The organism is Actinomadura miaoliensis (assembly GCF_039536785.1).
GTDB classification, from domain to species: domain Bacteria; phylum Actinomycetota; class Actinomycetes; order Streptosporangiales; family Streptosporangiaceae; genus Spirillospora; species Spirillospora miaoliensis.
Map to the genome: position 1 here is coordinate 166473 of NZ_BAAAZG010000001.1, position 21342 is coordinate 187814.

Genomic DNA, 21342 nt, shown 5'->3' on the forward strand with positions numbered 1-21342 from the left:
GGGATCAGGGTCGGAGCCGGTGGAAGATCTCGATCCGCCTGTGGTGGTAGTCGAGGTCCTCCTGGTCGTGCAAGACACCGCGGGCGACGGACTGCTCGAAGTAGGCGGCCTCTCTGCGCATCTTGTGCCTGATCAACTGGGCCAGCGCCTCGTCGTCGAGGTCTCCGGCCGTTCCGCCCTCGTCCAAGTAGGCATCGACGAACCGCCGTGCAAGGTGAAGCTGGTCCTCTCCCCATTCGGTCGCGGCCGCGGCCAGTTCGTACTCCGGAGCGCCTACGAAGGACTCGTCCCAGTCCAGGACGGCGGTGAGCACGTCGCCATGGACCAGGGTGTTGCCCGCGTAGTAATCGCCGTGCAAGGGGTGACGGCTCGAATGCGTACGGTGGAACTCGGCGAGCCAGAGATCCAGATCGGGGTCGTCGAGGCCGCCGTGCCCCCCGGGACCGTCCTCGGCTCCGAAAAGCCCGTACTCCGCGAAGGACCGAACGGGGCGAGGTCCCGGGCGGGCCGTGGACAGGGCGTTGTGGAGGCGGGCCAGAAGACGGGCCGCCTGGAGCGCATGCTCCGACTCCCGCGGCCAGCGCCCTTGGACATAGGGCCACAGCGATACCGGCCGTCCTTCAACCCGCGTAACGGTAGCGCCGTCGAACGTGGTCAGCGGTGCGACGGCCTCGGGTATCCGGGCGGCGGCGTGCCGACCGACCGCGTGACACCATTCCGCTTCCTCGGTGCCGCGCCACTCAGGACCGATGCGTACGACATGGTCCCCGAGTCGATACGCGACCGACTCTTCACCACCATGCAGCCGCAGCGCCTCCCCATGGCCGTCGACACCCCACTTCTCCTTGACAGCTCGCCGGACGGATGCGGTCAATGGGATCACCGCGTAGATCATGTGCCCACTCTACGAACGTCCGCCGGCTGGACGTTGATCGCCTGGCTGCAGGTGCAGCGGCCGGCTCATCAGCTGATGGTGCTGGTAGCTGCTGACTCCGAAGCGGGCCGGGCGGAGGCCCCGCTGGTCGCCTACCCGGCGAAACTGGTGGCCACCGCGTTGGAAAAGTCTGCTGCAGGCGGCCCCCGGCACATTCGGCGGCGGCCGAGAAGGGTGAGCGTCTTGGCCCGTGTGCCTGCGAGATCGGCGTACCAGAAGGAGGACGGGCCCGGCGCGAGATCCCGCGCCTTGTCAACCAGCGTGAGTACCGTTGGAATGTCACGTTGCCCGATCAGCCGGTCCGGCAGGCCGGGCAGTGGGACGCCCAGCCGGCCCCGGAACACAACCCCGCCGAGTAGACGCCAGGCCAGCCGCCTGACGGACGTTGACCGCCCCGAAACCGCCGACCGTGATAACACGGTACGGCTGTAGTACTACGTCTCCAGGCCCGAGGGTCATGTCAAGGACGCCTGCGTGATCGGGCCCGCGATCGAGGCGTAACGACGACGGAGCGCTCGATCATCTCGAGCGCGGCGGTCTTGGCGCGTTGCAACGTCGACGGGCCGGCAGCAGCGCGCCCAGCATGGCGGTACCGAGGACGCCGCCGACCAGCCGGATGGTGCTGGAGACGCCGGAGGCCGTCCCCGCCAGTCGCGGATCGACGCCGTCCATGGTGGCCTGCTGCAGTGGTGCGAACGTGGCGCCGCCGGCGATCCCGATGATGGTCAAACCGGGCAGCAGGTTTCACGCGCTGCTGGTGGGGCCGGTCACGGCGACCAGCACCAGGAGGCCTACGGCCAGCAGGGTCATCCCGGCCTCAGGATGTACTTGCCGCCGAACTTGTCCGACAGCCGTCCGGCGTAGGCCGAGCCGGCCGCGGTGAGCACGGCGTTCGGCAGCACCACCAGGTCGGTCTCCAGCGCCGAGTACCCGTGGGCCATCTGCAGGAACAGCACCAGCACCAACATGATGCCGATCATGCTGAACTGGCAGACGAACCCGACCCCGTTACCGACCGCGAAGTTGCGCGCGCCGAACAGGGCCAGCGGCATCAGCGGCTCGTCGCGCCGCCGGTGCTGCCACAGGGCGAACACCATCAGCAGCACGACACCCGGGGCGATGATCGAGGGAATGGTGACCGGCCCGGTGACAGGACGCCTCCCAATGCAGTGACGTAGGAGGTCAGTTCCACAGCCGGAACAACGTGGTGTCGCCTCCCAGATTCGCGGCCAGACGGACCGCGTCAGGCAGCGGGGTCTTCAACTGCAGGAAGTGGTAGTAGAAGGCGCTCACGAAGGCGATCGCGGCTGTCCCCTCCAGATAGTCCTCGGGGGCGATGTATGCCGAGCAGCCACCCCTCAAGAACGCCTCGGCGAAGGCCTCGGTGCCGGTCATGCATCCCGTGCTCACCACCAAGGTGCCGGAAAGGCGAGTGACCTCAGCCGCGTTCTCCGGGGTCAGCACGTCGTTGAAAGGCTGCGAGCGTGCGATCTCCGGGGCGAGCTCGTCGAGGAGGATGCCGCGCTCATCACCATGGCAGCACAGGACAAGGTGCTCAGCACGGCTCTGACGCCCGCCGAGCACATCAGCGAGATGCTGGGGAGCCCCGATGGGCAGCAGGCGTACGTCGGCGCCGTACTCGGCCAACAGGCCCCGCAGCGCATGGGGCTCGCCGCCAGTGTGACCGATGGCGACTACATCGATGGTCGTGGAAAACAAAAATTATCCTCCTTGTGAAGCAGTTGCACGGACACGCATCCTCCGCGGTGGCGAGACTCAGCGTGGCCGAGCGATTCATTTGATCACACAGGGGGGAACGGCGCGTCCAGACCGGGGCGAGGGCGACACCGCCGGGGCCGACCACCGTTCCCCCGAATGCCCGCGAGCACGGTCGGTGCTGACTGCCGCCCTCGATGACTCCGAGTCGCACAGGGCCCAGGAACGATGTAGCAACGGAACGGAAAGTCACACTAAGGAGTGCGTACGGGCTGGCCTTGGCGTGACTGGGCGCTGTGGGCGATGTTGCGTGACAACAGGCCACTCACCCTCCTCTCACCGGCGACGCCAACGGCTTGACACGACCATTGAGATTCGCCGCTTGCGCATCCGTCGGAGATCCGCAACGACATCCACGGAGTATTCATGACCCTGGCCGCCGTCATCATCTGCTGGCGACGCCTTGTCCGCTGATTCTGTTAGCACCCTCCGCGAGCAGTGGCTCGCGAGTGATCGCTCAGTCTCGTACGATTCGAGCATGAAAGAACTCATCAACCTTCGACACGACGGCCTCCGACGCTTTCTCAAACGCTGGCACGGCATTATGGAGAGCAATGGGAATCTCATTGCACCTGGGATACAAGGCATCCCCATGAAATAGCGGATGTCCGCGCTCGGCAGGTCTGGGTCGAGCGACGCCGGCAGCCCGGGCCGGCCCCCTCGGCGCCTTCTTCAGCCGGGGCACCTGGGTGAAGCGGCGGGTGTGGTGCGCGGAGGCGACCGCGCCGCCGCGCGAGCGGCACGGCGAGCCGGGCTGCGCGTCACGCTTCGGACAGGCGTGCTGTTCGACGTCGTCAGCGTCCGACCGGCCGGTTGCGGAAGGCTGCTGAGGGGCCGTCATGGGCCCGGATTTTTGCGCGACGCAAGTCTCAGAAGGGGAGTCGGATCTGCTTTCGAGTGAGAACGGGTTCTGAGAACGAATTCGGGATCGGCAGGGGCCTGGCGGCCGGTGATTGATCTTGCTCGCGCAGAGGACCATTTGTGAGAGGCCGCTTCCTGCTCGTGTGAGGCGGACGGCCGCGATAAGGGCCGGGCTAGGGCTCGATAAGCCCTGCGCGGATGGCGTAGCGGGTGAGTTCGAGGCGGTCTTTGAGGCCGAGTTTTTGCAGCAGGTTGGCGCGGTGGCGTTCGACGGTTTTGACGCTGATGACGAGCATGTCGGCGATCTGCTGGGAGGTGTGGCCTTCAGCGACGAGTTTGAGGATCTCCTCCTCGCGGCCGGTGATGGCCCGCTCGGGCAGGGGCTCACCGTGCCCGGCTCGGCCGGTGTAGTTGCGGATCAGAGCGTTGACGGCGCCTGGGTAGAGGAAGGGTTCGCCTCGCATGGTGACGCGGCAGGCTTCGACGAGGTCGCGGTCGGCGACGGATTTCAGGACGTAGCCGGAGGCACCGGCCGATAGGGCTTCGAAGAAGTACTGCTCGTTGTCGTACATCGTCAGCATGAGGAGGCGGACGTCGGGCTGGGTGCGGGAGAGCTCGCGGGCGGCCTGAAGGCCGGTCATGCGGGGCATGGCGATGTCGAGGATGGCCAGGTCCGGGTGGCGGGTGCGGGCGGCTTCGAGGGCCTCGGCACCGTGGCCGGCTTCGGCGACCACGGTCAGGTCAGGCTCGGCATCGAGGATGAGGCGCACTCCGCGGCGGACCAGCTGGTGGTCGTCGGCGAGCAGGATGCGGGTTTCGTTCGCCTCGGGCATGGTCAGTGGCTCCCGTGGTGGGTGGGGACGACCAGACGCACCTCGGTGCCGCTGCCGATCCCGGGGCCGACGGTGAGGTCGGCGCCGATGAGCAAGGCGCGTTCGCGCATACCGCTGATGCCGGCGCCTTCAGGAGCGCCGTGAATGCCGTGGCCATCGTCACGGACGCTCAGCTCCACACCGGCGGGAGTGAGCTTGAGGGTGACGTCAACGGCGCGGGCGCCGGAGTGGCGGGCGGCGTTGGTCAGGCTCTCCTGGGCGACGCGGTAGACGACGAGTTCGGTGTCGTGGTCCAGGGGCGGCAGATGGGCGTCGATGTGGTGGCGTACGGACATCGACGGGCCGGTGAACTCGCTGGTGAGGGCTTTGAGGGAGCTGGTCAGGCCGAGTTCTTCCAGGACGCCGGGGCGCAGGCGACGGGCGATGCGGCGGATTTCGTCCAGGCTGGCGCGGGTTGTTTCCTGGACGTCGTGCAGTTGCTCGCGTACGGGTGCGGGGGCCTGGTCGGCGACGCGTTTGAGGTCGAGCAGGACGGCGGTGAGACTCTGGCCGATCTCGTCATGGAGTTCTTGGGCGATGCGATGCCGCTCGGCTTCCTGCGCTGACAGGGCGCGGCCGCTGCTGGCGGCTCGCTCGGCTTCCAGACGGCCGATCATGGCGTTGAAGGCCGTGACCAGTTCCGCGATCTCGCCGTGCCCGGGGGCGACCGGCCTGGGACCAGGGCGCAGCAGGTCGACGGTGGCCATGCTGCGGGCCAGCCGTCCCAGCGGGCCCAGCCCGAAGCGCAGCAGGAACGCGTTGGCGATCAACATCACGGCCAGTCCCGAAACCAGGATGACCGCCTCGGTCAGCAGCACCGGGGTGGAGACGGTGACGGGTCCGAGCAGCAGCAGGGTGGTGGCGGCCAGCAGGACCACCGCGTTGAGGAGGAAGATCCGCCAGAACAGGGGCATCGTCACCGACTCTCCTCCCGTCGCTCGGCCGGTGGCTGCGACCGGCCCTGCTCGCGCACCGGCGTATGTGTCCTCGCTGCCGTCGAAAGGGCCGTTCAGCCTTCATGACCAGCCTGAGCGGTGCGGTGCGCTGATGTCCATCGGTGCAGACGTCCATGCGACGGCCGGTTGTGGGGGTGGAGACCTGCGGAAATGGGTGCTGGGCCCGATGGTGATCCCGCAAGGCGGCGTGTGACGGTGGATGGACCCGCTTTGCCGGGCCCTCGGAAGGAGGAGTCATGGCGCAGCCCGGTAGGAATCCACTGCACGATCGCGAAGCGCAGATGCAGCGAAGCGACCCCCGTTTCGCCCGCGGTCGGGACACAGGAAACCCGCGCCGGCCGCGACGGCGCGGCTGGGCCTGGGCTCTGCTGGCTCTCTCGTTGGCGACGCTGGCCGTGGGCATGGTGCTGCCTCACGGGATGCTCCTGGCATCGGGCCTGGTCACCGCAGGGGTGGCGACGTATCTGCTCTCGGCACCACACGCCCCGGATCGCTCCGGCCTTCACTTATAAGCCCGGTGCATCCCACTCCGGCCATGATCACTCGGGCCTGACACGCCCGGAACAGAGGAGGATGTTCCACTCCCGTCAGTTGCGACAGCCTGTGCCCACCACACTGCGGAAGGTGGTGACCCGTGGGACATGCTGACACCTTGCTCGCCATGGGCGGCGCCTTCCTGGCCGCCGCCGTCTTCGCCCGCCTCGGCAGGCGGATCGGCCTGCCGACCATCCCGCTGTTCATGCTCGCCGGCATCATGCTCGGCCCGCATACTCCGGGCCTGGTCCTGGTGGAGGACGCGCACGACTTCGAGATGCTCTCCGCACTCGGACTGGTGCTCCTGCTGTTCTACCTGGGGCTGGAGTTCCAGCTCGACGATCTGAGGAGCGGCGGCAGGCGCCTGCTGACCGCCGGCGGCATCTACCTGCTGCTGAACGTCGGCGCGGGCCTGGGATTCGGGTTCGCCCTGGGGTGGGGGGTACGGGAAGCCCTGGTGCTCGCCGGCGTCCTGGGCATCTCCTCCTCCGCGATCGTCACCAAGGTCCTCATCGACCTCGGCCGCATCGGTCGCCCCGAGACCCGCTTGATCTTGGGCGTCACCGTCGTGGAGGACATCTTCCTCGCCCTGTACCTCGCCGCGCTTCAGCCCGTCATCAGCGGCGCCCAGGGCATCACGGAAACGATCCTCCAGGCGGCCAAGGCGTTCGGATTCCTGATGGTGCTGGCCATCGCCGCCCGCTACGGCACCCGCCTGATCGGACGTCTGGTCGCGGTGCGCGACAACGAACTGTTGGTCATCAGCTTCCTCGGCGCCGCGATCCTCATCGCCGGTGTCTCCGAGGTCCTCGGGGTGGTCGACGCCATCGGCGCCTTCATGGTCGGCCTGATCCTCGCCGGTACCCCCTCCGGGCCGCGGATCCGCGAACTCGTGCATCCGCTGCGCGACGCCTTCGCCGCGATCTTCTTCTTCGCCTTCGGCCTGGCCATCAACCCGGCGGACATCGCCTCCGTCGCCGCGCCGGTCGCCGCCGCCGTCACACTGACCATCGTCATGAACGTGGCCGCGGGACTGTTCGCAGCACGCCTGTACCGCTACGGCCCACAGCCCGCCGCGAACATCGCCACCACGCTCCTGGGACGTGGCGAGTTCGCGCTGATCCTCGCCGCCATGGCCGCCAGCGCGGGACTCGACGGCCGCCTCGCCCCGTTCATCGCCAGCTACGTCCTCGTCCTCGCCGTCCTCAGCCCCATCGTCGCCGGGCGCGCACACCTGCTCGCCCGCGCCCTGAAGGCCGCACAGTCCCTGCTGCCCGGCGGCCGAGCCCGCCACACCACGGCCGCCGGCACCCACGCCGACCTGGCATCTTCCCCGCCCGAAACCACCGCCACCGGCGACATCACGCCCTCGGCCTCATCCGCCCTGTCCGCGGAAGCGGAGCGATAGCGCCAGCCCGGAACTGTCAGGACTGCTGCACCGCCTCGTGCGCATCCTGGAAGGCCGCAACCCCGCCCCCTCGGCCGGGGTGATCGACGCCCAGAGCGTCAAGACCTCTGCCGACGTCCTGACCGCCGAGCACGCTAAGCCCGGCCCGCACGCTCCTTCGCGTGACTTTCCGTTCCATTGCTACACCAGTCCCAACTCCACGGCTCGGGCAATGGCGTCGCGGAAATCCTCCAGGTGCCGTTGGTGATTCGCATGGTGTTGCGGAAGAGGAGGGTTGTTTCGTCTGGGTGGCTCATGACGCGGTTCAGCCTTTCTTGGCCGGCAGCTCGAACAGGCTCGAGAATTCTCGTTCGCCGTGGCCGTCGGCGATCTGGCGATCCATCAGTGCCTTGACCTGGCACATCCGCACGGCTTCCACGCCGACGGACTCCCTGTCGTTCATCAGCGAGACCTGGACGCGGAGCGGACCGAGATCCGGTGGGTATTTCCCGCTCGCAACCGTTTTGGCGATCGCGGTAGCAACGGCGGATGAGCGGCCAGCGAGCCGGCGACGCGCTCGGCGCGGCCCGGGCGGGTGAGCCGCTGGTGGGGTTCACCAGCACCCTGCCCGCGACCGCGGCATCGACGGACCCCAGTACCTCGTCCACCGCCGTGCCGTCGAGTAGGCAGACGCGGGCTGGCCGCCATCGCGGCCGCCGTGGCACCGGCGGCGCCCAGCGGCGCGCTCCTGCTCGCGGTCCGGTTGCAGACCGTCGTGCGATATCCGCGTTCGACGAACGTCCTGGCGATCAGCGAGCCCATGGCACCGAGATCCAGCACGGTGACCCGGCTCGCCCGGTGATGGGGTTGCCGGTCGTGGCCGTCGTCCTCATGGTGCCTTTTGCGTCGGAGAAATGACCGCCGGCTCGACTCGGGAAGAGCGCCCAGCAGCGGTCATGCTTTGTTCGCCGGGTCGATGCTCGACAGCTTGTCGGGGTTGAGGATGCTGAAGATCTGCTGGATGCGTCCGTCGCGGATGCCGAAGGTGACCAACTGTCGCTGGCCGCCGATCACGGTCCAGATCGCGGGCTCGCCGTTGGCCTCGGTCAGGCGGGCCTCCTCCAGCGGATACCGGGACATCAGCCCGGCCACGAACGCCAGCACCTTGGCGCGGCCGACGACCGGACGCAGGGCGGCGCGCACCTTGCCGCCGCCGTCGTTGTAGGCGATGGCGTCCTCGGCCAGCAGTTCCGCCAGCGCCGTCACGTCGCCGTTCTGCGCGGCGCCCAGGAAACGCTTGAGGAGTTCGGTGTGGTCGCCGGTGGCCGGCGTGAACCGGCCGCGGCCCTCGGCCAGGCGTCCCACCGCACGGTGATGCCACTGCCGGCAGGTCGCGGACGGGCTGCCGAGGATCTCGGCGATCTCGTCGTAGGGCAGGTCGAAGGCCTCGCGCAGCACGAACACCGCGCGTTCGGGTGGCGACAGCCGCTCCATCATGTGCAGTGTCGCGTACGAGAGCGTGTCGCGCAGCTCGGCGGTGTCCAGCGGGCCGAACGCCCGGGCGTCCACCGGTTCGGGCAGCCACGGACCGGTGTAGGACTCGCGGGACGCCCGCGCGGAGCGCAACTGGTCGAGCGCCAGTCGCGTGACGACCGTCACCAGGAACGAGCGGGGCTCGCGGACCTGCTCCCGGTCGGTGTTCGTCCAGCGCAGGTAGGCCTCCTGAACCACGTCCTCGGCGTCCCACATGCTGCCCAGCAGCCGGTACGCCAGGCCGAGGAGGATCCGGCGGTGCTCTTCGAAAACCTCGACGGCACCGTCCCGTGCGCCACTGGTCATGTTCGGCTCCCTGGGCTCGGCCGTCGCAGGCCCCGCGGCGACGGGGCCTGCGGGTTGCGCGGGCACAACGCTCACGCGGCCTGGGCCATTCCGCCGGTTGTCCGGCCGCCCAGCTCGGCGGCGAACCCGTCGGTCACCGACGCGTAGCGGGGACGCCAGTCCAGCCGCAGCCGGGCCCGGGAGTTGTCGGCGCCGCGCAGCCGGTTCATGAACGCCACGCCCCAGCTCCCGACCGCCAGCCGGGCCAGCGCGGCGGGCGCCTTCCTCGGCGCCGGGGCGCCCAGGATCGCGGCCAGCTCCGGTAGCCATTCCCGCAGCGGCGCGGGCCGGTCGTCGACGATGTTCAGCACGCCGGTGACGTCGGGCTTGTCCAGGGCGGCGGCGACGGCGGTCGCCACGTCGTCGGCGTGGGTGAAGGAGAACACCGCGTTGCCGCCGCCGACCAGCGGCACCTTCCCGGCCCGCACCCGCCGGACGAACGATCCGTCCGCGGCGTAGATCGAGCCGAGCCCGTACAGGTGGCCCAGCCGCAGTACCAGCCCGCCCGCCCGGGTGGTCAGGCGTTCCAACTCGACCAGGGCGTCCAGCACGGACGCGAACTGCTTGGGCGTGCCCGTGCGCCACAGTGGGGCGTCCTCGTCGGCCAGGCCATCACCGGGCTGGTAGGCGTAGGCCAGGCCCTGGCTGATCAATCGCGCTCCGGGCGCCGCCTCGATCAGGTTCTTCGTGCCCTCGGTGCGCAGCCGGTTGGTCAGCGCGAAGTCGCGTGCCAGATGCTTGGGATCGATCTCGGCCGGGATCGCGGTGAGCATGTTCACCACCGCGTCGGGCGCGGCCTGCCGCACCGCGGTGCGCAGCCCGTCCCGGTCCAGCGCGTCGGCGACCACCACCCGCGCCCCCGCCGCCTCCAGCGCGGCGGTATCGCCTCCCGGCCGAACCAGCCCCAGCACCTCGTGCCCCACGGCCGACAGCAGCGGCACCATCTGGCCGCCGATCACTCCGGTGGCTCCCGCGACGAGAACTCGCATGATCACTCCTTGGTCCGTCCCGGCGGCCGCGCCGGGAGTACCTCGCGTACGGCAACCAGACGGGGCAAGCCCTCTCAGCGTGACAACCGAGGCAGTGATCTACATCACAATCTCAGCGCACGGCGAAATGACCGGCGAACAGTGGCAAGAGGAGCAGTAATCCCTGCGGGACCCAAGCCGGGGCACCGTCCGGCACGCGCCGCCAGCGCCGATGACTGCCAGCAGAACACCGATGACCTTCTCGGCGAGTTCGCGAGCATAACAGTGGTTCCGCCTTCGGAACGCCTCCATCTGGCACCTGGCTGAAGTTCTGCCACCCCCCAACGCCCACACACCACACTCGGTGGCCGACTGCCGAGCACCCGTCTGTCGTCAACGCCCTGACCGAGTACATCCAGCGGCGAACATGCCTGGAGCGGGAGCAACGCGCCGACTACGGCGGCGAGGGCGCCCTTGGGCCACAGACGGACACAAGGGCAACCCTCATGGCGAAGCCGGAAGATGACGAAGGGGTCGGTGGATCCCCGAGCATCACGGTGTCCTGCTTGCCAGGCGCCGACTGGGGCGCGCCACTCCCCGGTCGGATACACCGGTACGGGGTATAGGCAGGCTCAAAACGAGACACCTTCTCCCCCAGCGATACGCGCCGAGCCGGCCCCCTCAATGCGTAGGCCCCTGGACCATCGGCCCGAGCAGCCACCGGCGCCATCCGGATTCATTCCATACATGCGCACGTCGCAGCGGGCCCCTCCCACGGGCACAGCTGCTCCAGATGACCCACACCGCAGCAGCCCTCACGTGATCCCCACCACGGAAATCACGTCGCCGCCAGGACTTGCGAAGCTATACCCCCAAGGGGTACGTTCCCTGGCAGTCGATACCCCCTAGCGGTAGGGAGTGAGTGGTCATGTCTACCTCGTCCGCGGCGCCCGCCGCCCGCCGTTGGTGGGCGCTGGCGCTGATAGCCCTGGCGCAGTTCATGGTGATCATGGACACCTCGATCATCGGGGTGGCGCTGCCCCGGATCCAGGAGGACCTCGGGTTCTCCCAGGAGGACCTGTCCTGGGTCTTCAACGCCTATGTCGTCGCCTTCGGTGGCCTGCTCCTGCTGGGCGGCCGCCTTTCGGACCTGTTCGGCGCCCGCCGGTTGTTCGGCGCCGGCTGGGTCATCCTGCTGGTGGGCTCGGCCGTGGCCGGAGCCGCCGGAAGCGTGGCGGTCGAGCTGACCGGCCGCGCCGTGCAGGGTGTGGGCGCGGCGCTCATCGCGCCTTCGGCGCTGACCCTGCTGATGATGCTGTTCGGCGCCAACCCGCGCGAGCTCACCAAGGCCCTGGCCCTGTACGGGGCGGCGGCCCCCGCCGGAGGCACCGCCGGCGTCTTCCTGGGCGGCGTCATCACCGAATACGTGTCCTGGCCCTGGGTCTTCTACATCAACATTCCGATCGCCGTGCTGGCGCTGGTCGCCGCGCCGATGCTGATGCCCGCCGGCGGCGCCGGGGCGCGCGGCTCGGTGGACGTGCTGGGTGCGCTGACCGTCACCCTCGGCCTGGGCGCCGTGGTCTACGCGATCGTCCGCGCCCCGGAGGTCGGCTGGACGTCGGCGCAGACCTGGGGTGTGATGGCCGCCGGTCTGGTGCTGCTGGCGGTGTTCCTGGGGATCCAGGCGGCCCGCCGCGAGCCGCTGATGCCGCTGTCGATCTTCCGTACGCCCAACCTGGGCGCGGCCAACCTCGCCCAGCTCCTGCTGGGCGGCGCATGGATTCCGATGTGGTTCTTCCTGAACCTGTACCTGCAGCAGGTGCTCGGCTACAGCGCCTTCCCCTCCGGCGCGGCGCTGCTGCCGATGACCGTGCTGATCATGATCGGGATGATCACCCTGGCGCCGCGCGCCATCGGCCGGTTCGGCCCCAAGGCCATGACCGTGGCCGGCCTGGCCGTGCTGGCGGTGGGCATGGGCTGGCTGTCGCTCGTCCGGCCCGACGGAAACTTCTGGGTCGACGTCCTGCCGGCCTCGCTGGTGGCGGCGCTGGGCATGTCGCTGGCCTTCATCCCCTCCCTGGGCACGGCCATCTCCTCGGCCCGTCCCGAGGAGGGCGGCCTGGCCTCCGGCATCGTCAACACCAGCTACCAGGTCGGCTCGGCACTGGGCCTGGCAGCGATGACCGCCATTGCCGCCTCCCAGGGCGCCGACGAGCTGGGGAACCTGCCCGCGCTCACCGACGGCTTCTCCGCCGCCTTCCTCGGCGCCGGTCTCATCGCCTTGGCCGGAGCGGTGCTGGCCGCCGTCACGCTGCGGTCCCCCCGCCCCGAGCCCGAGCCGTCGTCCCCGGCCAGACGTCCGGCGGAACGCGGCAGCAAGGCAGGCCGCTGACCGCCGACAGCCCGGGGGCCGCACCCAGCGGCCCCCGGTCTCATGGGGAGAACATCCATGCCGAAACCGACATCCGTCCCCACGCGGGTCCTACGTTCGCCGGCGGAACGGCGCGCCGTCCGCTGGGCCTTGGACGCCGCGCTCACCGACACCTCCTCAGCGTTCCCACAGCCTCGGACCGATTCCCGCCGATAAGGCAACTCCACCGACCTCGTCGATCAACGCCGACCACGTCCCCAAGGAGTGACCCCGTGTCGAACCTGCCAGCGCTGACCCCGGAGGAAGCCCCCGCCAAGTCCAGGGACATCCTCAACGACATCATCGGCCGCCACGGATCCGTCGGCCCCATGGTCAGCACCATGGCGCACTCGCCCGCCCTGCTGCAGGGCTACCTCGACCTCTCCCGCGCGATGAAGCGCACCAAGATCCCCCGAGCCCTGAGCGAGAAGATCTCCCTCGCGGTACAGGAGCAGATCGGCTGCGGCCTCTGCCTTGCCGCCCACACCGAAGCCGGCCGAGCCGCAGGATTGACCGATACCGACATCGCCCTGGCCCGGCAGGGCACCGCGACCGACGCCCGCGAGGCGGCACTCATAGCCTTCGCCGTACGCGTGCTGACCGAACCCGCCTCCTTGACCGGCGACGACATCACCCTGCTCCGCGCTCACGGCTGGAGCGACCGCGTCATCGCCGAAATCCCCGGCCTGGTCAGCCTCAACCTGCTCACCGGCGCCTTCAACCTCGTCGCCGGCCTCGAACCAGCCCGTCAGTGACGTCTGAACTGAGGGGCATGTCCATCCCATGCGGCAATATACCCGTGGGGGGTACAATCCTGTGGGTCGCGGCGAGGTCCATGAGGGCGATTGCGCTGCGGCCGGTGTTGCGGTTGACCGGCTCCGGCGGGGCGGAGCACCGGGCACACGGGTACCAGCGACGGAGGAAGCGGGCACGATGAACGTTGAAGGATTCGCTGCGGACGGATACGAAGAGGTGTACCGAGTCTTCCAGCAGCTGGTGGACAGCGGGCTGGAGACCGGGGCGGGTCTGTCGGTCTGGCGGGAGGGCCGCGAGGTCGTCCGCCTGAACGCGGGCTGGGCCGATGCCGGACGGAGCCGTCCGTGGCGCGACGACACCCTCGTCATGCCGTACTCCCTGTCGAAGTCGTTCGTCACGCTCGCGGCTCTGGTCGCGGTCCGCGAGGGTGCGCTGGCGCTGGACGACCCGATCGCCGAGTACTGGAAGGAGTACGGGGTCCGCGGCAAGGAACGGACCACCCTGCGTCAGGTGCTCACCCACCAGGCGGGCCAGCCGCGTTTCCCAGCCGAAGCCGCGAACCTGGACCTGCTGGACGACGCCGGCCTGCGGGTCAGCCTCGCGCAGGCGGCACCGGAGTACGTTCCCGGGACGTCACTCGGGGAGCACGCACTGACCTACGGCCACCTGGTCGACGGCATCCTGCGAGCCGCCGCCGGGACGACGCTGGGGGCGATGTTCAACGACGTCGTACGGCCCGCGCTGGACCTCGACGCCTGGTTCGGGATACCGGACCAGGAGCTGGACCGCGTCGCCGACCTCGAGTACGCGCACCCCGACTGGCCACAGCAGCTCCATGCCGCCCCCTGGCTCGCCATACCCGACGGTGCCCTGGACACGGGGCGGACGAACTCCCGGGCCTGGCGTCAGGCGGTGTTCGGCGCGGTGAACATGCACACGACGGCAAGCGCGATGGCGGCGTTCTTCTCCCACCTCACCAGCGAGGACGGACCGGTACGCCAACTGCTGGGACCGCAACTGCACACCGAACTCCTCACCTCCCAAGTCACCGACTACGACGAGGTCTTCGGCACCCGGATCACCTGGACGCTGGGCTTCGTACGCGACAAAGGAAAGATCGCCAAGGGCGGCATCGGAGGCTCCGCCGCCTGGTGGTCCCTCCGACACCACCACGCCTGCGCCTACCTCACCCGCCAACTGGACGATCACTCCCGCGCCGCCCGGATCGCCGCAGCCCTGGGTGACGACCTGGCCGTCGTGGGCGAAGACTGAGCATCTCAGCCACCCCGCAACAACCTTGACCGATTAGCCCACCTACTCGGAGGGAACTGGGCCGATGGGGGGCCAGCCAAGCGAGTTCGTACACTCACCCCCGTGGGCCAGCACATCCGCAGTGGCCTCCACCTCCACGCCGGGCCGCAGCTGCGACCGGGACCGTGAGGTCTCCAACGCCGCGGTCATGGCCGCCCGCAGCCACGCGTGATGTTCCTCCAACACCAGGCGTACCTGCGCGTCCTCGCCGTCGGGGCCCTCGGCGCCGGAACCGAGGCCGGCCCCGGCGGGGGCATTGGACACCATGCGGCCCCAGCGGGCGTGCGGCCCCTCGCAACGGGCCTGGATCAGCCGGTCGAAGAAATTCGGCGACCACCACTATCCCGCGGTCGTCGACGGCCAGCGCGTCCAGCACCGGCCGGGACCGCTGCTCGACATACCGGCGCAACGCCGCCACGCACAGCTCCCGCTTGCCCCCGAAGGTGCCGGGTCCCGGCCGCACGCACCAGTGTGAACGGTGAGCGACGACCGCGCGGCCGACGACGCGGTGACTCTGTGGCAGCTTCGTCGGATGTATCCGCACTGGGCCTTCCTGTACGACGCGCGCACTTCGACCTGGACCGCACTGCGTGAGCGAAAGGAGGTGATCGTGCGTTGCGGCCCCACGTCGTTGTGGTTCGCCGTGCGCGCGGCGCAGAGCCGATATAGGACGCCATGACGGGGCTTCATATGGCTGCGCGGAGTCGCAGGAACTCGCGTGCTCCTGCGGTTAGAGATAACCTCGGAAACAGGTTTTCTCTTTTCATGTCGGTCTATCGCGCAGTAAGTAGGAGGTGATCACGGTGCACCCGGTCTTACGACAGCCCCAATCCCGGGGCGTCACGGAGCCGAAAGGTGACCGTATGAGCAAGACCGACAGGACCCGGCCATGGTGGGTTCGGATGGCTGACGCGCCGATGGTGACCTGCGTGCCCGTACATGACCACCGGTTCGGGCCGTGCACGCTGCCGGACGAGATCACCGCCGAGAGCGCATCGCTGAGCCGCCGCACAAGCGGCTGTTACTGGGGCCCCTCCGCCTCTTATGCGTTCGCGTTCGGGTGCCTCACCAAGAGCTGCAACCGGGACTGCCAGGGCACCCGGCGCGAAGACCGCCGCCGCAGCCGCCGCCAGGCACGCCGCGAACTGCGGGCGTATCGCGGCGAAGACTGACCTGGGCCGCGCCTGATAATTCGTGGTGGCGGAGCCACATGATCAGGCTGGCCAGTAGCACGCCACAGCGGTAGCGGCTGGCCGGCTTGTCAAAGCGGGTGGCGATGGCGCGGAACTGCTTGAGCCGGTTGAAGCAGCGTTCGACCACGTTGCGGAGTTTGTAGAGCTCGGCGTCGAAGGCCGGTGGACGGCCGCCGCGTGACTGCCCCTGCGGACGCGGCTGGCGCGCTGGTCGCGGCGTTCGGGGATCATCGTGTTGATGCGGCGCCGACGCAGCCAGGCGCGGATACGGCGGGCGGAGTAGCCCTTGTCCCCAGGAGCGCCCGGGCGGGTGCGTGGACGCCCGCCGCCCGGGCGGCCACCCGCACCTGGGCCATCAGGGGGCTTGGTCACGTGACAAGCGAGGCGCGCTTTCACCGTCCGGTGCCGACCGTGTGGGGGTCCTGGCCTTCCGGGCTGCGTCGGATCAGTAGGTGGCGCGGGTGCGCCGCTGATGTCGCAGACCGCGCCGGTGGAGAAGCCGATCCGGCCGGGCAAGGCAGGCGACGAGTTCGGCGCACTCCTCGGATCGGCCGACGCACCACACCGTGATCAGAGCGGTTATGTACGCGAGGACGGTCATCGTTCATCGGCCGTGGCGATCACGGCGGCGAGGAAGCAGGACCGCAGCCTCTACACCGGCGGCGACTCGCGGTTCGCGGTCGTGGTGTACGCCGAGTCGTTGAGCCTGCCCGAGGCGACGGCGGTGCCGAAGTAATGGCCGCTCTGCGCCGTCCCAGCGCCCAGCGTGCTCGCCGCGGCAGCAGACGGAGCCGATGCCACCAGAGCGACGGTCGCGCCGAGCACCCCGAACGCCTGCGACGAGGGCTCGCTTTCGGAGCCCGCACCTCGACATGGCGCTCGTACGCACGTCTGCCCCCACGAACGAAGGATGGAAGCACGGAACACAGCCCGTGCAACAGACGCCGCGCTCCATCGCCGGGAACGTGCACACCGCCAGGGCGGCCGCGGACTCAGTGTGCGACCCCTCCCAGCCCCCGTCAATAGTCACGAATATTTCAACGCCTATATCCAGCCACCGGGTTGCATACGCGATCTAGCAGCCGGCCTGCGCTCGAAACTTTTCGACGGTCCGGGGCCCTTGACGATGTCGCTCTGCCTCGTATTTACTCCGGCTACCACCGCCCCCCGATCACCCTTGGAGAGAGAAGGTCCCATTCGGCCAAAAATGTTAGCGCTAACACTCACGCCGACCGAAAGGAGGAAGTTCATGTTGAGGATCGGTGCGGTGCTGGCATCGCTCCTGCTGTCGGTGCTCCTGTCCGTGACGAACACACAGACCGCCCAGGCCGCGACAGTGGATGTGAACAAGTGGTACGTCCTGGTCAACCGCAACAGCGGCAAGGCCCTGGACGTCTACAACCTGGCGACCAACGACGGCGCCCGCATCACCCAGTGGACAAGGAACGATCAGAACCAGCAACAGTGGCAGTTCGTCGACTCCGGCGACGGTTACTACCGCATCAAGTCCCGCCACTCCGGCAAGGTGCTGGACGTCCACAACTTCTCCACCGCCAACGGCGGCTCGATCGTCCAGTGGGCGGACCTGAACGGCACCAACCAGCAGTGGCGGCTGGTCGACAGCCCAGGTGGCTACGTGAGGTTCGTCGCGCGCCACAGCAACAAGGCCCTCGAAGTACAAGGCGGCTCCACCGCCGACAACGCGAACATCGTCCAGTACGACGACTGGGGCGGCGACAACCAGCAGTGGCAGCTCGTCCCGGTCGGGGGCGGCGGCCCTACTGCCCCGTGCGATCTCCCGTCGACATACCGCTGGACGTCAACGGGCCCGCTGGCGCAGCCCAAGTCGGGGTGGGTCTCGCTCAAGGACTTCACCGTCGCGCCCTACAACGGCAGGCATCTCGTCTATGCGACGACGCACGACACGGGGACGAGATGGGGTTCGATGAACTTCGGCCTGTTCACCAACTGGTCGGAGATGGCCTCGGCCAGCCAGAACACGATGTCGAATTCCACCGTCGCGCCCACGCTCTTCTACTTCGCGCCGAAGAATATCTGGGTGCTCGCCTACCAATGGGGTAGGACCGCCTTCTCCTACCGGACGTCGAGCGACCCCACCAACCCGAACGGCTGGTCATCAGAGCAGGTGCTCTTCTCCGGAAGCATCACCGGCTCCGGAACAGGACCCATCGACCAGACGCTCATCGCAGACAGCACGAACATGTACCTGTTCTTCGCCGGCGACAACGGCAAGATCTACCGGGCCAGTATGCCGATCGGCAACTTCCCGGGCAGTTTCGGCACGAACTCGACAGTCATCATGAGCGACACGACGAACAACCTGTTCGAAGCCGTTCAGGTCTACAAGCTCCAGGGCCAGAACCGCTACCTCATGATCGTCGAGGCGATCGGCTCGCAGGGTCGGTACTTCCGCTCGTTCACGGCCACCAGTCTGAACGGTTCGTGGACACCGCAGGCCGCCACCGAGAGCAACCCCTTCGCCGGCAAGGCCAACAGCGGCGCCACCTGGACCAACGACATCAGCCATGGCGAGTTGATCCGCACCAGCGCCGATCAGACCTTCACCGTCGACCCCTGCAATCTGCAGCTGCTCTACCAGGGGCGCAGCCCCAACTCTGGCGGCGACTACGGCCTCCTGCCCTACCGGCCGGGTCTGCTGACACTGCAGCGCTGACGGCGTGACACGGGTCCGGCTCCGGTGCGGACCCGGCGTGGCGGGCTCGGCGGAAGGCGGAGCCCGCCCAGGTCACCGTAGACAGGACGACCCTCGGCCTTGTCGCCGACCGCAGCGCGGCCACGACGGTCGTCTGAGCCCTGGGCATCGGGTTCCATGGGGTGGCCGGCCACCCCATGGAACCCGGCCTTCGAATCACTGCGGAGAGATCTCCATGAGCAGGAAACGAATCCGCGCGCTGCTGACCATGGTGGCCCTGGCCGTGGCGCTCAGCCCCGCCCCCCAGGCTCAAGCGCTGGACAACGGCGTGGGCCGCACCCCGCCGATGGGGTGGAACACGTGGAACACGTTCGGCTGCAACATCAACGAGACACTGATCCAGCAGACGGCCGACGCGCTCGTCAGCTCCGGCATGCGCGACCTCGGATATCAGTACGTCGTGGTCGACGACTGCTGGTTCGATCCCAACCGCGACTCGGCCGGCAACCTGCGGGCCAATCCGTCGAGATTCCCGAGCGGCATGAAGGCGCTCGGCGACTACCTGCACGCCAGGGATCTGAAGTTCGGTCTCTACCAAGCGCCCCTGGACCGTACCTGCGCCCAGTACTTCGGGTCCTATCCGGGTGCCACCGGCAGTCTCAACCACGAGGTCCAGGACGCCCGGCAGTTCGCCGCCTGGGGCGTCGACTATCTCAAGTACGACTGGTGCTCTCCCACCGGCACCATCGACGACCAGGTACGCACCTTCGCGAAGATGCGCGACGCCCTGGCGGCCACCGGTCGGCCGATCCTCTACAGCATCAACCCCAACAGCATCCACGAGAAGACCGGCCCGCAGCGGAACTGGGGTGACGTCGCCAACATCTGGCGCACGACCGAGGACATCACCAACGTCTGGAACTCCGGTCAGACCAACGGCTACCCGATGGGCATCCAGAACATCGTCAACGTCAACGTGCCCCTGTCGGGCTACGCCAAGCCGGGCCAGTTCAACGACCCCGACATGATGGTGGTCGGCCGGGGCGGCATGACCGACACCGAGATGCGCAGCCACTTCGCCCTGTGGGCCATCATGGCCGCGCCGCTGATCGCGGGAAACGACATAAGGAACATGGACGCCGCGACCGCCACGATCCTGAAGAACCCGAATCTGATCGCCATCAACCAGGACCCGCTCGGCCTTCAAGCGACCCAGATCAGCAACGACGGCACCCGCCGCGTCCTGGCCAAACGGCTGAGCAACGGCGACGTCGCGGTCGCGCTGTTCAACCAGGGCGGCAGCACGACGACGATCAGCACCACCGCCTCGGCGATCGGTCTGTCCGGCAACTCCTTCAGCCTCCGTGACGCATGGACGAACGCCGTCACCTCGACCACCGGGGCCATCTCGGCGAGCGTGCCTTCTCACGGCACCGTCGTGTACCGGGTCAGCGGCGGAACACCCAACCCCGTGTCCCAGATCCAGGGCGCAGGGTCGGGAAAATGCCTCGACGTCACCGGAGCTTCCCAGGCCAACGGAACGCGGGTGGAGATCTGGGACTGCCACGGTCAGAGCAACCAGCAGTGGACCTCCACGGCGGCCGGTGAACTGCGGGTCTACGGAAGCAAGTGCCTCGACGTGAACAACAACGGCACCGCCGACGGAACCAGCGTGATCATCTGGGACTGCAACGGCCAGAACAACCAGAAGTGGCGCCTCAACTCCGACGGAAGCATCACCGCCGTCGGCGCGAACAAGTGCCTGGACGTACCCGGCAACTCAACGGCCAACGGTGTCTACGTCCAGATCTGGACGTGCAACGGTGCCGTCAACCAAAGGTGGACCCGCATCTGAACGTCTTCTCGCCTGGTCTGGGCGATCCTCAAGGGACCGCCCAGACCCAGGTGGTGCCCAAGGTCCACCGCCGACTGGTCCCACCGCGGGCCATCACCACGAGCGAATGACAAATCAGGTAACGCGCCCACGGTAGACGTCGCCGATCGGAATAGGCAGGGGTTTGTGCAGAGGTTCGTGTCGCCCCTGGAACACTTCACGACAAAGTTGCCATCTGTCCCACTTTGCTTTCCGGCCGCTGCCGCCGTGCGAGCCCTGAAGCCAGGAAGACCGGTACGTTCACGGTGAGATGCCCCTGGGCAGGACGTCATGTGCGCAGTCGAGGAGCGGCGGCAAGCGGGATGGCGTACTCGGCCCTGCGCGCCGATCGGGTCCAAGCCCTGGCAGTGGGTCCTCGGCCGCGCCAGCGCGCACGGCTTGGCGACTGCACGGGCCCATACCCCTCTCCAACGCCCCGCGGCCCCGGCCGGGCCGGGCGGACGAGATCGCCACCATGACGCGGGCAACGAGAACTGAACGGCCCATGGATCTGGAGCGACCTGTCGCATACCTCGCCGCCTACCGGGCGCCGGCCGCGCTCATCGCCGCCCCTCCCCCGCCTCCCTACATACCGCCACTGGAGAAGCTGGGCTTCGTCTACGTGGTGCAAGCCGACGGAGGCGCCTTCGAGGACTTCCGCGCCAGGATCCTGCAGGCCACATCGCACCTGCTCGCCGTACTGGAGCACGGGTCCACTCTTCCAAGCACCTCACGGCACGCGTTTCCGCATCTGGTTCAACCTGAAGGACCACAAGTACCGGGCACACATCACCACCGATGAGCCGGGCGACCCGCATGACCTGGATCGTCTCCCCTGACCGGCGGCGAGTTCCTGCGCTCCGATGGGCATTACGGCTGCCTGGAGATCCGTCACCCGGGGATGTTTTCTGCTCGGGCGGCGACCAGCGCATCCGACGACCCGCTCGTGCGGACTACCG

20 protein-coding genes are annotated in these 21342 nt (G+C 68.4%); 10 read left to right on the forward strand and 10 right to left on the reverse strand.

Going from position 1 to position 21342, the window contains the following annotated elements:
- Nucleotides 1-4: 4 nt before the first annotated feature.
- From ABD811_RS00805 to ABD811_RS00830, 6 genes are all read right to left on the reverse strand, one after another.
- Nucleotides 5-895 (reverse strand): phosphotransferase enzyme family protein, encoded by an 891-nt coding sequence (locus ABD811_RS00805; protein WP_344939338.1) that lies wholly within the window; start codon nucleotides 893-895, stop codon nucleotides 5-7.
- Nucleotides 896-1453: 558 nt separating this feature from the next.
- Complete coding sequence (locus tag ABD811_RS00810; protein ID WP_344939340.1) at nucleotides 1454-1663, reverse strand: hypothetical protein; 210 nt, start codon at nucleotides 1661-1663, stop codon at nucleotides 1454-1456.
- Nucleotides 1664-1740: 77 nt separating this feature from the next.
- Nucleotides 1741-2031 (reverse strand): MFS transporter, encoded by a 291-nt coding sequence (locus ABD811_RS00815; RefSeq protein WP_344939342.1) that lies wholly within the window; start codon nucleotides 2029-2031, stop codon nucleotides 1741-1743.
- An 85-nt stretch (nucleotides 2032-2116) separates the two neighbouring features.
- Nucleotides 2117-2653: a hypothetical protein gene (locus tag ABD811_RS00820; RefSeq protein ID WP_344939344.1), complete on the reverse strand. Its 537-nt coding sequence runs from the start codon at nucleotides 2651-2653 to the stop codon at nucleotides 2117-2119.
- 1091 nt (nucleotides 2654-3744) lie between these two features.
- Nucleotides 3745-4404, reverse strand: coding sequence for a response regulator (locus tag ABD811_RS00825; protein WP_344939346.1), 660 nt, complete (start codon nucleotides 4402-4404; stop codon nucleotides 3745-3747).
- A 2-nt stretch (nucleotides 4405-4406) separates the two neighbouring features.
- Nucleotides 4407-5357 (reverse strand): HAMP domain-containing sensor histidine kinase, encoded by a 951-nt coding sequence (locus tag ABD811_RS00830; RefSeq protein WP_344941034.1) that lies wholly within the window; start codon nucleotides 5355-5357, stop codon nucleotides 4407-4409.
- Nucleotides 5358-5635: 278 nt separating this feature from the next.
- On the opposite strand from ABD811_RS00830, the gene ABD811_RS43810 reads away from it, so the two are divergent.
- Entirely contained in the window at nucleotides 5636-5911 is a 276-nt protein-coding gene (locus ABD811_RS43810) for a DUF3040 domain-containing protein (protein WP_425549343.1), read from the forward strand.
- Between the two features lie 122 nt (nucleotides 5912-6033).
- Nucleotides 6034-7341, forward strand: coding sequence for a cation:proton antiporter (locus ABD811_RS00835; RefSeq protein WP_344939348.1), 1308 nt, complete (start codon nucleotides 6034-6036; stop codon nucleotides 7339-7341).
- A gap of 304 nt (nucleotides 7342-7645) precedes the next feature.
- Here the strand turns inward: ABD811_RS00835 and ABD811_RS00840 are convergent, their stop codons facing one another.
- The 4 genes from ABD811_RS00840 to ABD811_RS00855 all read right to left on the reverse strand — a co-directional run bounded on the left by ABD811_RS00840 (nucleotide 7646) and on the right by ABD811_RS00855 (nucleotide 10187).
- Nucleotides 7646-7852, reverse strand: a complete 207-nt coding sequence (locus tag ABD811_RS00840; RefSeq protein WP_344941036.1) for an imine reductase family protein — start codon at nucleotides 7850-7852, stop codon at nucleotides 7646-7648.
- Nucleotides 7783-8142, reverse strand: a complete 360-nt coding sequence (locus tag ABD811_RS00845; RefSeq protein WP_344941039.1) for a hypothetical protein — start codon at nucleotides 8140-8142, stop codon at nucleotides 7783-7785. The genes ABD811_RS00840 and ABD811_RS00845 overlap by 70 nt, the downstream gene beginning before the upstream one ends.
- Before the next feature lie 132 nt (nucleotides 8143-8274).
- Nucleotides 8275-9159 carry an RNA polymerase sigma-70 factor gene (locus ABD811_RS00850; protein ID WP_344939349.1) on the reverse strand — a complete coding sequence of 295 codons (885 nt, stop codon included), beginning with the start codon at nucleotides 9157-9159 and terminating at the stop codon, nucleotides 8275-8277.
- A gap of 71 nt (nucleotides 9160-9230) precedes the next feature.
- The gene (locus ABD811_RS00855; RefSeq protein WP_344939351.1) at nucleotides 9231-10187 is read right to left on the reverse strand and encodes an NAD-dependent epimerase/dehydratase family protein; all 957 of its coding nucleotides are present in this window, start codon (nucleotides 10185-10187) and stop codon (nucleotides 9231-9233) included.
- 907 nt (nucleotides 10188-11094) lie between these two features.
- On the opposite strand from ABD811_RS00855, the gene ABD811_RS00860 reads away from it, so the two are divergent.
- The 8 genes from ABD811_RS00860 to ABD811_RS00900 all read left to right on the forward strand — a co-directional run bounded on the left by ABD811_RS00860 (nucleotide 11095) and on the right by ABD811_RS00900 (nucleotide 20365).
- The gene (locus tag ABD811_RS00860) at nucleotides 11095-12558 is read left to right on the forward strand and encodes an MFS transporter (protein ID WP_344939353.1); all 1464 of its coding nucleotides are present in this window, start codon (nucleotides 11095-11097) and stop codon (nucleotides 12556-12558) included.
- A gap of 251 nt (nucleotides 12559-12809) precedes the next feature.
- A complete protein-coding gene (locus ABD811_RS00865) occupies nucleotides 12810-13331 on the forward strand; it encodes a carboxymuconolactone decarboxylase family protein (RefSeq protein WP_344939355.1) in 522 nt (173 codons plus the stop codon).
- A 178-nt stretch (nucleotides 13332-13509) separates the two neighbouring features.
- The gene (locus ABD811_RS00870; RefSeq protein ID WP_344939356.1) at nucleotides 13510-14604 is read left to right on the forward strand and encodes a serine hydrolase domain-containing protein; all 1095 of its coding nucleotides are present in this window, start codon (nucleotides 13510-13512) and stop codon (nucleotides 14602-14604) included.
- Nucleotides 14605-15121: 517 nt separating this feature from the next.
- The gene (locus tag ABD811_RS00875) at nucleotides 15122-15322 is read left to right on the forward strand and encodes a hypothetical protein (protein ID WP_344939358.1); all 201 of its coding nucleotides are present in this window, start codon (nucleotides 15122-15124) and stop codon (nucleotides 15320-15322) included.
- A gap of 184 nt (nucleotides 15323-15506) precedes the next feature.
- Nucleotides 15507-15815 (forward strand): hypothetical protein, encoded by a 309-nt coding sequence (locus ABD811_RS00880; protein WP_344939360.1) that lies wholly within the window; start codon nucleotides 15507-15509, stop codon nucleotides 15813-15815.
- Between the two features lie 493 nt (nucleotides 15816-16308).
- On the forward strand, nucleotides 16309-16572 hold the full coding sequence (locus ABD811_RS00890) for a hypothetical protein (protein ID WP_344939362.1): 264 nt from the start codon (nucleotides 16309-16311) through the stop codon (nucleotides 16570-16572).
- Nucleotides 16573-17085: 513 nt separating this feature from the next.
- Entirely contained in the window at nucleotides 17086-18531 is a 1446-nt protein-coding gene (locus ABD811_RS00895; RefSeq protein WP_344939364.1) for a non-reducing end alpha-L-arabinofuranosidase family hydrolase, read from the forward strand.
- 214 nt (nucleotides 18532-18745) lie between these two features.
- Entirely contained in the window at nucleotides 18746-20365 is a 1620-nt protein-coding gene (locus ABD811_RS00900) for a glycoside hydrolase family 27 protein (protein ID WP_344939366.1), read from the forward strand.
- Nucleotides 20366-21342: the final 977 nt, after the last annotated feature.